The organism is Frankia sp. AvcI1, from assembly GCF_001420875.1.
In the GTDB taxonomy this organism is placed as follows: Bacteria; Actinomycetota; Actinomycetes; order Frankiales; family Frankiaceae; genus Frankia; species Frankia alni.
In genome coordinates, this window is the sequence record NZ_LJFZ01000022.1 from 16,046 (window position 1) to 28,399 (window position 12,354).

6 protein-coding genes, 13 pseudogenes and 1 riboswitch are annotated in these 12,354 nt (G+C 68.1%); of the genes and pseudogenes, 8 read left to right on the forward strand and 11 right to left on the reverse strand.

Going from position 1 to position 12,354, the window contains the following annotated elements:
• Nucleotides 1-146: 146 nt before the first annotated feature.
• Nucleotides 147-441, forward strand: a 295-nt coding sequence (locus UK94_RS60275) for an SCO family protein (protein ID WP_235489069.1), incomplete at its 3' end; no start/stop codon positions are given.
• Between the two features lie 366 nt (nucleotides 442-807).
• Here UK94_RS60275 and UK94_RS74565 read toward each other — a convergent pair.
• The 10 genes and pseudogenes from UK94_RS74565 to UK94_RS20970 all read right to left on the reverse strand — a co-directional run.
• A pseudogene (locus UK94_RS74565) lies at nucleotides 808-890 on the reverse strand (hypothetical protein); the annotation flags it as partial.
• Between the two features lies 1 nt (nucleotide 891).
• Nucleotides 892-965 (reverse strand): annotated as a pseudogene (locus UK94_RS60285) (hypothetical protein); the annotation flags it as partial.
• A gap of 1 nt (nucleotide 966) precedes the next feature.
• A pseudogene (locus UK94_RS60290) lies at nucleotides 967-1,263 on the reverse strand (cytochrome c biogenesis protein CcdA); the annotation flags it as partial.
• A gap of 1 nt (nucleotide 1,264) precedes the next feature.
• Nucleotides 1,265-1,348: pseudogene (locus UK94_RS60295) on the reverse strand (hypothetical protein); the annotation flags it as partial.
• A 9-nt stretch (nucleotides 1,349-1,357) separates the two neighbouring features.
• Nucleotides 1,358-1,797 (reverse strand): annotated as a pseudogene (locus UK94_RS60300) (cytochrome c biogenesis protein CcdA); the annotation flags it as partial.
• A 1,459-nt stretch (nucleotides 1,798-3,256) separates the two neighbouring features.
• Nucleotides 3,257-3,700, reverse strand: a pseudogene (locus tag UK94_RS60305) (PLP-dependent cysteine synthase family protein); the annotation flags it as partial.
• Between the two features lie 1,607 nt (nucleotides 3,701-5,307).
• The coding region (locus tag UK94_RS60335) for a multicopper oxidase domain-containing protein (protein WP_235489071.1) at nucleotides 5,308-5,474 on the reverse strand (167 nt) is incomplete at its 5' end.
• Between the two features lies 1 nt (nucleotide 5,475).
• Nucleotides 5,476-6,485: pseudogene (locus UK94_RS60340) on the reverse strand (multicopper oxidase domain-containing protein); the annotation flags it as partial.
• 1 nt (nucleotide 6,486) lies between these two features.
• Nucleotides 6,487-6,900, reverse strand: a pseudogene (locus UK94_RS60345) (multicopper oxidase domain-containing protein); the annotation flags it as partial.
• Between the two features lie 95 nt (nucleotides 6,901-6,995).
• Nucleotides 6,996-7,421: a DUF6153 family protein gene (locus UK94_RS20970; protein WP_055751207.1), complete on the reverse strand. Its 426-nt coding sequence runs from the start codon at nucleotides 7,419-7,421 to the stop codon at nucleotides 6,996-6,998.
• A gap of 361 nt (nucleotides 7,422-7,782) precedes the next feature.
• On the opposite strand from UK94_RS20970, the gene UK94_RS60350 reads away from it, so the two are divergent.
• The 7 genes and pseudogenes from UK94_RS60350 to UK94_RS60380 all read left to right on the forward strand — a co-directional run.
• A partial coding sequence (locus tag UK94_RS60350; RefSeq protein WP_235489007.1) for a heavy metal-associated domain-containing protein occupies nucleotides 7,783-8,066 on the forward strand: 284 nt, incomplete at its 3' end.
• 118 nt (nucleotides 8,067-8,184) lie between these two features.
• Nucleotides 8,185-8,800, forward strand: a pseudogene (locus tag UK94_RS74570) (ATPase P); the annotation flags it as partial.
• 1 nt (nucleotide 8,801) lies between these two features.
• Nucleotides 8,802-9,163 (forward strand): annotated as a pseudogene (locus UK94_RS60360) (ATPase P); the annotation flags it as partial.
• A gap of 1 nt (nucleotide 9,164) precedes the next feature.
• Nucleotides 9,165-9,395, forward strand: a pseudogene (locus tag UK94_RS60365) (HAD family hydrolase); the annotation flags it as partial.
• Nucleotide 9,396: 1 nt separating this feature from the next.
• Nucleotides 9,397-10,184 (forward strand): annotated as a pseudogene (locus UK94_RS60370) (HAD-IC family P-type ATPase); the annotation flags it as partial.
• Between the two features lie 566 nt (nucleotides 10,185-10,750).
• Nucleotides 10,751-10,912: riboswitch (cyclic di-AMP (ydaO/yuaA leader) on the forward strand.
• Between the two features lie 845 nt (nucleotides 10,913-11,757).
• The coding region (locus tag UK94_RS60375) for a hypothetical protein (RefSeq protein ID WP_235489074.1) at nucleotides 11,758-11,830 on the forward strand (73 nt) is incomplete at its 3' end.
• Nucleotide 11,831: 1 nt separating this feature from the next.
• Nucleotides 11,832-11,963, forward strand: a pseudogene (locus UK94_RS60380) (NlpC/P60 family protein); the annotation flags it as partial.
• Between the two features lie 254 nt (nucleotides 11,964-12,217).
• Here UK94_RS60380 and UK94_RS74575 read toward each other — a convergent pair.
• Nucleotides 12,218-12,352, reverse strand: coding sequence for a hypothetical protein (locus UK94_RS74575; protein ID WP_256790068.1), 135 nt, complete (start codon nucleotides 12,350-12,352; stop codon nucleotides 12,218-12,220).
• Between the last annotated feature and the right edge of the window lie 2 nt (nucleotides 12,353-12,354).

The following is a 12,354-nucleotide window of genomic DNA, read 5'->3' on the forward strand; positions in this document are numbered from 1 at the left end:
AGCCAGGACGGGGGCCTCACCTGGTCCGTTCGCTACAGCGAGGTGGGACCGTGAAGGTCCTTCACCGGGTCATCGGCCTGTTCCTCGCCTTCCTCGCCGCGGCTTTGCTCGCCGGCTGCGGCGGGCGGAGCGACGGGCCGGTGCGGGTGTCGGCAACCGACTCCGGTGGCTTCGCCGGCACCCGCCTCGACCCGTCGATCCCTCGGCCAGCGTTCACTCTCAGCGACACGGCGGGGAGGACGTTCGACTTCCGTACCCGCACGGCTGGCAAGGTCGCGGTGCTGTTCTTCGGCTACACCCGTTGCCCCGACGTCTGCCCGACCACGATGGCCGACCTCGCCGCCGCGCGGGCACTGCTACCGGTGGAGGTCCGCCGCCGGGTCGACGTCGTGTTCGTGACCGAAGATCCCGCGTCGGACACCGCGCCGGTGCTGCGCCGCTNGCTCGATCAGTTCGACCCCACCTTCGTGGGTCTGCGTGNCGGGACCACCGCGACCGGCGCGGTCCTCGACCAGCTCAAGCTACCCAGAACAGTGATCAAGGAAGGCGTGGGCGGAGAGAGCGTCGAGCACTCCGGCGTGGTGTATCTGTNCAGTCCCAAGGACACCACCACAGTGATCCATACGGGTGGAACGACCGCGCAGCAGTACGCCGCCGACCTCACACGCCTCGCCCATGACTCTTCGTCACTAACCGGATAGGAATCGTCGAGTGTCCCGCGACGGACGACCTACGGCGTGAGGTAGCCCGCCGGCCGAGGGACACGGTCTCCTACAAGGGCGCCTGGAAACCGGTTACGAGGCCCTNCATACGGCTGATCAACTCGGCCCACAGGCCGGTGACCTGCAACAGACCGACCAGGACCAGCATCGTTCCGCCGACACGCATGANGGCGGCGGAGTGGCGCCGGATCACCGAGAAGACCAGCGTCGCCCGTTCGAAGGCCATCCCAGCGGCGATGAACGNCAGTCCCAAACCCAGGCTGTAGGCGAAGGAGAGAAGCGCCCCCCGCCCCGCGGTGCCCGTGTTGAAGGACAGGCTGAGCACCGCGGCCAGCGTCGGTCCGATACACGGCGTCCAGCCGATACCGAACAGCACCCCCAGCATGGGCGCGCCGACCAGGCCCGCGGCCGGCCGATAGCGGAATCGCGCCGTCCGGCCTGCCCATGGCAGCCATCCCAGCAACCCGGCGAACATCAACCCAAGGAGGATCGTGAGAACACCAAGGACCTTGCTGATCACTTGCTGGTGGATCAGAAGGAGNCGGCCGGCTCCACCGAACGCGGCTCCGTAACTGACGAAGACCGCCGAGAAGCCTAGGACGAACAGGATTCCGCCTGCCAGCATGNGGCTCCGNCGCCACGACTGGCTTGGCCGCAGACCCGCAGGTCCGGGGGACGTCGTCGTCCGGACGCGGACCGAGGTGGCAGTGTTCACACCTGTCGCGAGGGCCGGCTCGCCCTGTGCGCTCGAGCCCTCGCCACCGACCCTCGGCCCGTCACTGGAAGCAGCCAGGGACGGGCCGGACACCGCATTGGCTGTCCGGCTGACCTCGGCACCGCTGAGCCCCGTGACGTACGAGAGATAGCCGGGAACAAGCGGCAGGCAGCACGGTGAGACGAACGACACCACCCCCGCCGCAAGCGCGATCGGCAAGGCCAACACCAGCGATCCGGAAGTCACCACCGAACCGACATTCGCACCGGCTGCCAGCAGCATCGGCCCACGTCCCTTCCCATCCCGGCACGACCCATCGCGGTCCACGCCGGGACATCTTCGACCGGCCGTAGAACACATCAACTACCGAGCATAGTAGTTCCTCGTGATGGCTGGAGCGCACGCGACCGAGCCGCTCGACGCGCACCGCGACGACCTCGGGGAACGGCTCCGGCCGCTCCCTATGATCTCCCTGGTGGAGAGCTGCTGACCATCACCGAAGTTCCCTCCGCCTGGTCCGGTGGCTGCGCCGGCCGAGGCGCGAGCCGGCCGCCGCGCTCGAGGCGGTGGACGGCGACCGCGCAGCATCCACCGACAACCATCAGCAGCGCCCAGGGAAGGGCGGGCAGCCCAGCGGTCCGGCCGGCGTCGAGGGCGACGCCGGTGAGCAGGTTGCCGGCGGCGATACCGATGCCGGACAGCGTGTTGTACAGGNCGTAGTAGGTACCGATCATGCGGTTGTCGGCGAGCGTGACAATGGTCGTCATCTCGAACGGATACACGATCATCGTTGCGACTGCGAGTAGGACAGCGGCGGCGAGCACGGGGAGCAGCNCCACGGCCTGCGTCAGCAGCGGCTGCGGGGCAACCCGCGATCCTTCCAGCTGGTTACCGTCGGCGGACGCGGCCACGGCGAGCGGCAGGAATGCCAGGCCCATCAGCACCAGTCCGCGGACCATGGCCTCTGCGGGGGTCCAGCGGGCCTTCGCCCAGGCGGTGAGTCGCACCTGGCCGGCGACGGTAAGCAGCCCGGACACGGCGAACAGCAGCATGACCCCGACCTCGCCGCCGGTCAGCCTGCGCACCTCCATCGGCAGGCCCAGGTAGACCTGGAAGGTGAGCACATACGACCCGATCATGGCGAGGGAGAACAGGAGGAACGGCCGGTTCGCCAGCGCCATGCGCCAGGCACGCAGGATGGAGTCCCGCATCCTGTCGTCGGCGGTGGCTTCGGCGGCGAACGGATCGGCCTTCCTCGTGGGCAGGGCCCGCACCTGCAGCACGGTGAGCACCAGGAACAGGCTGGCAGCGATGGCGCAGATCAGTCGGAAGTCGACGGCGAGCAGGGCGAGCCCGAGAAGGGGGCCGAGCAGGATGCCGAGNTGGTAGAAGACGTTGAACACCGCGAACGCCTCGACTTGCCGTTCCCCGGCTTCCTGGGCGAGGTAGGCGCNCACCGCCGGGTTGAACAGCGCCCCGGCAAAACCGGTCAGGGCCGAGGCGACTATCAGTGCCGGAATAGCGTTGCTTACTCCGAGTAGTGCGAAACCAGCCGTGCGCAAGGNGAGTCCCGCTATGATCATTGGTTTGAAGCCGAAACGGTCGGCGAGGCTTCCTCCGAGCAGGAACATGCCCTGCTGGCTCAGGTTGCGTACCCCCAGGACGAAACCCACCAGCCAGGCGGCGAGGCCGAGCGTTCCGGCCAGGTAGGTGGCCAGGTAGGGCATGAGCATGTAGAAGCCGATGTTGATGCCGAGCTGGTTGACCAGCAGCAGGCGGATCGGCCCGTTGAAGGAACGCGCTTGCGCGAGCGTTGTCCTCATGGGTGGCGCTCCCCGTGTCCGGCGAGCCGAGGATCGGCGAGCGGATCGACTACCCTCGCGCATCGGGTCCACCGGTCGACAGCCCGTTCGGAGGGATGCTCAAGATGGTCGGGATCTTGGGCGGGCACCATACCCAACAGTCCGTGTTCGGCGCAGAATCCGTCGTCGTAGACGGTGCTCCAGTATCGCTGCGGACCGTCGGGGAAGATCGCCACGATGCGGGTGCCGTTCGGTTCGCGCCGCGCCAACCAGGACGCCACCAGCGCGACCGCTCCGACGCTCCATCCACCACTGGCGAATCGTGCTGCCGCCAGCCGCCGGCAGGCCCACACCGCCTCGCCGGGCGCTACCCAGTGGACCTCGCTGAACTCCTGATAGGCGACGTTACGTGGATAGATGCTGCTTCCGAGACCCCGCATGAGCCGCGGTCCGTCTGGCTGNCCGAAGATCGTTGAACTGATCGTGTCGACTCCCACGAGGCGCAGGTCCGGAAACATCTCGCGCAACACGCGCGACACCCCGGCGCTGTGACCTCCCGTNCCGACGCTNCACACCAGCACGTCCACCCGGCCGACCTGCTGTGCCACCTCCCGTGCCAGTCCTTCATAGGCCGCCACGTTGTCCGGGTTGTGGTATTGGTCTGGGCAGTACGCGCCGGAATGCTCGCCGAGCAGTGCCTGGACCCGGTCCCGCCGGGCCTGCTGCCAGCCCCCGGTCGGATGAGGCCNCTCGACGATCTCTAGCCGAGTGCCGTAGGCGGTCAGCAGGCGGTGCATGAGCGGTTCCAGGCCCGGATCGGTCACCAGGATGATCGGGTGGCCGTAGACGATTCCTGCCAGGGCCAGNCCGAGCCCCAGTGTGCCGCTGGTCGACTCGACTACCGCGCGGCCAGGAGCCAGTTCGCCGCGTTCTCGGGCACAGGCCACCATGTGCAGGGCGGGCCGGTCCTTAATGCCACCCGGATTGTGNCCTTCCAACTTCGCCCAGAACCCGCCAGCACTACCGAAACAGACGTCGGGAATCCAAAGAACTGGCGTGTCGCCGACCACGCTCGCCGGGGAGTCTGCCATCGGCGGCGTACCGAGCGGCTGGCCCGGGACCGGGGGGATACGTGTAACGACGGTTTTCCGCATAGCGGATATCCTTCACAAGTGAGAGCATCGCGAGATGGTGGAATACCGAACGCATTCGCCGGTTGCGGTCCACATTTTCGCGCCCCCGTCAGGGGGCTGCGACGACGAGCCGGCGCGGGGTCGGCATGNCACCTACTCAACTTCGGCGGTGNCGACCACGCAGGTCACAGCACGCAGGGGCGATCAGACGTCCGTACTCAAAGCGAGGCGAGTATCAGGTTCGCAGCACACACAGCTGTGCCAGCCGACACGGGAGGCGGTCAGGAGCAACCGTCTGGCGCCGGAGGCGGGGACAGCCGGAAACGAACAAGACCAGGGCGGACAGCAGGAAGACGGCTGCAGCCAGCGCGAACACCGAACCCACAGCGGGGATCAAACCCGTGGCGCCCAAGAGAACCAGATCGGCGATCCGGTCAGGGCAATGGAATTCGCCATCATGATGGCTCTCTGCGCCCACCGCGGATGAAGCATGAGGGCGTTCTCCCACGCTCACGAGGCTGGCGCCGCCCAGCGCCTCAAAGCCGCGCGCCGAGTGCTCCGCAGACCCGCACAGCAACGCCGAGAGTAGCGAGCTCGCGAGCGCCGCGAGCAGGAGGAGAGNCGCGACGGATCGCCATCCCAGCATCCTGTCGCGACTGGCCATCACAGCGCCAGGCTATCTCACCGAGAGCAAACGGCCGGCACTGTCAGGCCACCGAGCCCGGCCTGACCACAACGGCCACGATTGTCGCTGCCCCGGAAGAGGTAGTCCAGACGTGGATAGCCTCCCCGAAGCTCGTCCAATGCATGGAAGGTAGGCGCCTGCGCCTCTTCGTCGCCGGCGCCGGTTACCAATATTACCGCTTTGCCTGAAAGTGGCAGGCAGCCCATCGGCGCCGCCAGGAAGGGAAAGCCGATGGGCCGGCCGCTGGCTCCTAGTTCGTCACGTAGGACAGCACAGTCATCATTCCTGCCGCCTGATGGTAGGAATTGTGGCAGTGGACCATCCACTGGCCGGGATTGTCCGCTTGCAGGTCGACCGTGACCGTCTGCATCGGTGGGACAATCACCACGTCCTTGCGGGCTCCATACGACGTTGGCGNCTGTAGGGCAAAGGTGTGCCCGTGCACATGCATCGGATGGTTCATCATCGTTGTGTTTCGGAAGACCAGCCTGAGGCGTTCACCTTGACGCACCTGCAGAGCGGACCGATTCTCGAAGGTCCGACCATTGATCGTCCAACGGTAGCCGACCGCATCAGCACCGAGATCGACGTTCAGCACCCGATCCGGGGGGCGGGCCGGAAGGACGTCGTTCGGCACGGGGGTGAGGTCGCGGTAGGACAGCAGGCGGCCGTTCAGTTCGGCTGGTCGTACCGCTGGATCTGGCATGCTTCCTGCCGCCGTGCGCAGCACGGCCATCGCCATGCCGTCCTTCCCCTCCGGAGCGGCGAAAATGGGGAAGGTCCCGGTGTCGGCCGTGATGACGACGTCGTAACGCTCGCCCATGCCGATCAGCAGCGTGTCGACGGTCACGGGCTGGACTGGCCTTCCGTCGGCGTCGGTGACGGTGAGCTGATGACCACCGACAGCGAGCCGGAAAACCGTGTCCGACCCGGCGTTGACAAGCCGAAGGCGGACCCGCTGTCCGGGCCGGACGGCGAGTGTGTAGGGGACCTCCGGTCTGCGACCGTTGATCAGATAGGCCGGATACTGCACATCCCCGGAGTCCGCTTCGCCCGGACCCATGCCGCCGGTGTGCGGGTCGCCGGAACCCGTACCGTCCATCGAGCCGTGGTCCATACCGGGCATGCCGGTCGAGTCGCTGCCCTTGTCTGACATGCCAGCCATGCCCCGGGCTCGTAGATCCGCGAGCACCTGGTCGGGGGAACGTCCGAGACCGTCGGTCCAGTCGTCGAGCATGAGCACCGCGTCGGCATCGTCATCACCTCGGACCGCGGGATCCTCGACGATCAGCGGTGCGTACAACCCCCGGTCGAGCTGCGTACCGACATGGCTGTGGAAGAAGTACGTACCCGGATGGGATGGGACGACGAAGTCATAGGTGAAGGTCCCGCCCGGCGCCACCGCTGGAGGGCCGCCCGCACCAGGCGNGCCGTCCATATCGTTGCGTAGCTCGAGGCCGTGCCAGTGCAGCGAGGTTTCGGCCGGGAGACGGTTGTGCAACGTCACCCGCAACCGGTCGCCCACCCCCACCCGCAGCTCGCGGCCAGGCAGGACGCCGTCGAGGGTCCATGTGTTCACCTTCCGCCCGCCGATGTCGACCGTCGCCTGACGGGCGGTGATCTCCCGAGTGACGGTCCGACCGGACACCGGACGTGCCCGTTCGACATCGGTCACCTGCTGCGACGATGGGGATACGGATGTTTCGTGGGTGCTGCTCGTCTGGTTCACGACCAGACCGGTAATGACTGCTACGGCCGTGACGGTGACGGCCACGAGAAAAGTGAGTAGCCGGCGGCGGGTGGACCACCGGGACACCGGTGTCCTGGGTCTGTATGAGGACATGCCGATACTCCAGACGTATCGCGGGATCCGGCGGGCGTGGAAACGCCCGGCCGCGTGAGCAGGATCGGTCCCGGGGAGCTACCGGGTCCGACCCTTTACGTCCGGAGAACGCACAACTGTGCGAGTGAAGGAGTCGGTGGTCGCGATCGGCAGGGCATGAGCGAATCTCGTGCGCTGAGCGGCGCATCATCCGCCGTCGATCGGCCGGCGCGCCAGGCGCCGAGGACGAGCAACGACAGCACCAGCACCGCCAGCGCCAGGCAGACGCCGCCGGCGTGTGCTGCCATCCCATCCCGATCAGTCAGCGCGGGGAGGCGCACAGACTCCTGGGCGCCGACCATGTCTGAGCGGGACTCGGCCGTCATGTGGACGGCATGCTGGTCTGGACGGATGACAACGTCGTCGGCGGGCCGGCCGGCGACGAGGGTCGCCATGGTGTGGATAGCGTGCACGTCTCCCACCGGCGGCTCGATCGCCACCGGGGCCAAGCCCATATGCATGGCGACGACACCGACCAGCACTGCCGCTGCGGCGACAGCGAGCCCTACGGACCGCCATGCGGCAGGCCACCGGTCTCTGCTCGGCTGCCTGCCCATGGCCGAGCCCATGCTGCGAGCTTCGTCCGGGGCCGTGACACCCACCTCCTACCATGCATAGTACGACCTGCCTACCGTCGACTATCCGATCTAGATGACGGCGCGCCGGAAGCGCAAGGATGCTCCACGATCATTGNCGAATAGGACCAGCTCACCGCACAGACACAGCTGGGTGCTCGCAGGGAGGGTACCCTGGGAGGGTATGTCTCACGCTCCACGAAAGGGCCGGAAGACTACTACCCAACGTCGTGAGTGGCGTTGGCGTCGACGCGGCCCGCGAGACGAAATGGAGCCAGTCGTGCAGCAGCATCGACCGGACGGCCCTCGCGACGACGGTTCGACCGCCGTCCTGGAGGTCTCGGGGCTGCAATGGGCGACCGAGAAGGCACGCGTCGAGTCGGTGCTGGGACGCCAACCGGGCGTCATCGAGGTAGTGGTCAACCCGGTCGCACAAACCGCGGCGGTGCGGTTCGACCCGAAGCGGACGTCGGCAGCCCGGCTTGCCGACTGGGTACGTGACTGTGGGTATCACTGCAGGGGTCAATCTGTACCGCAGCATGTCTGCGATCCNCTCGCCGAACCGGTCCACCATCACGCCGGGGCACCGGAGACGCCGGTGGGCTCNCCGCACGACGCGATGGGTCACGGTGGACATGGCGGGATGTCGATGGCGGCGATGGCCGCGGACATGCGTAACCGGTTCCTGGTGGCCGTGGTCTTCTCGGTGCCGATCCTGTTGTGGTCGTCGATCGGCCGGGACGTGCTGGGCTTCCACGTGGCTGCGCCGTTCGGGCTTCGTGACGACGTGTTCCAGCTGATCCTGAGCCTGCCGGTGATCGGCTGGGCGTCATGGATCTTCTTCGACGGTGCGGTGCGGGCGTTGCGGGGCCGGACCCTGGACATGATGGTCCTGGTGGCCGTCGGGATCGGTACCGGTTGGACGTACTCGCTGGTCGTGACGTTGACCGGCGGTGGTGACGTCTTCTACGAGGCGTCCACCGTCCTGGCCGCGTTCGTGCTGCTCGGGCACTGGTTCGAGATGCGCGCTCGCGGTGGCGCGAACGACGCGATCCGCACCCTGCTCGAACTGGCGCCGGAGCGGGCCCTGGTCGTCCGGGACGGCGAGCCGGTCGAGGTGCCCACCTCCGAGGTCGTCGTCGGCGACCTGCTGCTCGTCCGCCCCGGCGGAAAGATCGCCGTCGACGGGCTGGTCGAGGACGGCGAGTCCGACGTCGACGAGTCGATGGTCACCGGGGAGAGCCTCCCCGTGCACAAGGCTGCCGGCGCCGGGGTCATCGGGGCCANCATCAACACCACCGGCACACTGCGGGTGCGCGCGACCAAGGTCGGCGCCGACACCGCCCTGGCCCAGATCGTCGCCCTCGTCCAGCAGGCGCAGAACAGCAAGGCGCCGGGGCAGCGCCTGGCCGACCGGGCCGCGTTCTGGCTGGTGCTCGTCGCCCTGTCGGGCGGTCTCGCGACACTGCTGGTCTGGCTACTGGCCAGCGACCGGCCGGCCCGGGACGCCGTCCTGTTCGCGATCACCGTGGTCGTCATTACCTGCCCGGACGCGCTGGGGCTGGCCACCCCGACCGCGATCATGGTGGGTACCGGGCTCGGCGCGAAGCGCGGGATCCTGTTCAAGAACGCGACCGCGTTGGAGTCCTNGGCGCGTATCGGTGCCGTCGTCATGGACAAGACCGGCACCCTGACCAAGGGCGAACCCGAGGTCACCGACGTCATCGTCGACGCCGGCGGTATCACCGAGGACGAGCTGCTGCGGCTCGTGAGCACGGTGGAACGCGAGTCCGAGCATCCGCTGGCCGCCGCCGTGGTCCGCCACGCCGACGCCCAGGGCGTCGCGCGGGCGCGGGCGGAGGGGTTCGTCAATGTCCCCGGNCACGGCGCGGTCGCCACCGTCGACGGCCGGCGGGTCGCGGTCGGCAACCTCCGGCTGATGGCCCAAGAAGGCATTCGGCCGGGAGACCTCGGCGAGCGCCGCGACGCTCTCGCCGCCGGCGGCCGGACCGCGGTGCTCGCCGCCGTTGACGGCCGACCTGCCGGGGTCATCGGGCTCGCGGACGCCCCGCGGCCGACGGCGGCCCAGGCCGTGCGGGCTCTGCACGAGGCCGGGGTCGAGGTCATCATGCTCACCGGCGACAACGAGGCCACCGCGAACCGGATCGCCGGCCAGCTCGGCATCGACACCGTCATCGCCGAGGTCCTCCCCGGCGACAAGGCCGCCACGATTGCCAAGCTCCAACAGGGCGGCCGGCGGATCGCCATGGTCGGCGACGGCGTCAACGACGCCCCCGCGCTCGCCCAGGCCGACCTCGGCATCGCGATCGGCGCCGGCACCGACGTCGCGATCGAGACGGCCGACGTGGTGTTGATGCGCTCCGATCCCCTCGACGTCCCGGCCGCCCTGCTCATCGGCCGCGGCACCCTGCGCAAAATGCGCCAGAACCTGGCCTGGGCCGTCGGCTACAACGCCATCGCGCTCCCCATCGCCGCCGGCGTCTTCGAACCGGCCTTCGGGCTCGTCCTGCGGCCCGAGATCGCCGCGGTGTCCATGTCCGGGTCCAGCATCATCGTCGCCGTCAACGCCATTCTGCTCAAACGCCTCCGACTACCGGGCACCCTCACTACCCCCTCGACGACACCGACGCACTCCGCTGGACGTACAGCNCACACCCCGTCGCTCACCCGCTGAGCCATGTACACCCGCCAGAATCAGGCACATGTGACTGGCTGGAGGTCATCCTCTGGGGCCCGACGATCGGCGCGCTCCGCGCGCAGCCCAGNCAGCCCGCTCACGATCTGACACCCCTGGACATGCCCGGAGGCAAGGGGTCCTGTGAACCTGGGACAGGACTCGGAGAGCCCGGAACCACTGAGAGCCGACCCGATCAACTACGGCTCGTAGTAGGCCGGGNTGCAGATGCTAGGCGCGCAAGGCAAGGCCGGCGGCCTCCTGCGCTCGCTGCAAGCAGTCACCGGTCGCCCCCTGTACTCCGCGCCCGACGGGAGCGTTCGTGCGCTTCGCGGAACTTGGCCCTCTACAGGGTCCCGCGGGCCGCGTCCCTCGTGATCCCCACGCCTGTGGCGGGCCAGCGGTCAACCCCGCCATCGCGGCTCGGCATCTGTTGCCAGTTGTCAACTCGCCCCTCTCTTCCTACTATGGTGCGTAGTGGTAACGTGTTACCGCCAAGCAGCATCGGACCGCACGCCGAGTCCTGTCCCCGGTCCGGTGGCCCCTCCATGCGCAGCCGGGACAGGAGCGGGGGAACCACGTTTCTCCGGGCGTCCCGTCCTCGACGGCCGCCCTCGGGGTGAAGCCGGACGTCGTTGTGCGTTCGGCCGGGCTTCCCGCCCGAACCCGACAGCTCACCTCGCAGGCGTCTGGGAAAGGGCTCACGTGTATTCGGCCGAAATCTGTTCCTCCGAAGGGCGATCTGCAAGATCGGGGCGGGGACGACACCGTGCTTCCTCTTACGCCAGGTCACTGCTCGCGCGGACCTCTACCCGGACGACCGTGGCCGTGATCACCACGAGCACGATGGCGATATCCGGTGTCGCCATGGCCAGCACCTTCGAAGGCTCCCCCGCTGACCCGGAAACCGGGGAAACGAGGGTCGCCGCGGGCGCTCTCGGCGCCGCGGTGGGAAGCAGAACCGTCACTCCCGCGGTCCGAACGTCGCTGGTGCCGCGCCAGAGTGCTCCCGCCATCGCGACCGCACGAGCTTCGGCGTCCCTCGCCCCAGCCGTCGCCGACCTGACAGTCGATGCCGACGAGCCGACCGAGGTCGGATTCCGGCTGACCGACCAATCGGGCAGCGCGGTAGCCAACCAGGACATCCTCGTGCAGGCCCAGTTTTCGACGGGGTGGACGACGTTCAAGATTCTTCGGACAGATGGGCGCGGCTATGCCGGCTATACCGCGAAGGTCCTGACCACCACCCAGGTCAGGGCCTTGTTCGCCGGCAACGACTCGTTCGGGACCGCGACATCTGGGCCGGCGATCATCCGGGTCCGCCCCCGGCCGCAGCCGACTGCGCCGATGACGGCGTCACCAAAACCTGCGTCCAGGGCCGAGACGCGAACCGCGGTCACCTCTACTGAGTCTGCGTCCACGCCTCCCGGACCTGCCACCGGGGCGACGAGCATCGGGGAAAAAGNGGTCTACCTGGCGTCATTGCACGCCGGCAAGCCATACGTATGGGGTGCGACCGGACCGAGCAGCTTCGACTGCTCCGGCCTCGTGCAGTACGTCTACAGGCAGCTTGGTAAGAGCCTTCCCCGTACCACCGACCAACAGTACGCGGCGACCACCCNCATAGCGCAGGGCTCCGAACAGCCAGGTGATCTCATTTTCTTCGGGCAGCCCGGCGGCATCTACCATGAAGGAATCTATGCGGGCGACGGAAAGATGTGGGCCGCCCCGAAGACCGGCGACGTGGTGAAACTNTCAAAGATTTGGACGTCGTCTTACTCCGTCGGCCGCGTTCAGTAGTAACACGGTTGGTCAGGACTCCGAGTGTCTCCCGGGCTGGTGGTCGGGCAGGCACTGAGCGGAAGCCCGGACCACGGTGGGAACGGGATGGTCCGAGCCGATCGCCCGTCGGAAGTGGAACGGTGGTGGCCCTCTGCCTGGGGAGGACCACCACCGAGCGGGGCTGGGCGTGCTGCGCGCGGCTGAACGTCATACACGGATCCTTGGGTCAGCAGGCACATCCGCCGCAGCTGCAGGCTGCGGCGTCTCCGGCCGCCGCGGGGCGGCGGCGCTGGTGCAGTTCCCAGAACGCGACCGCGAGCACGACGATGCCGACCGAGACGGCGACGAGCGTCTGGTTCAACG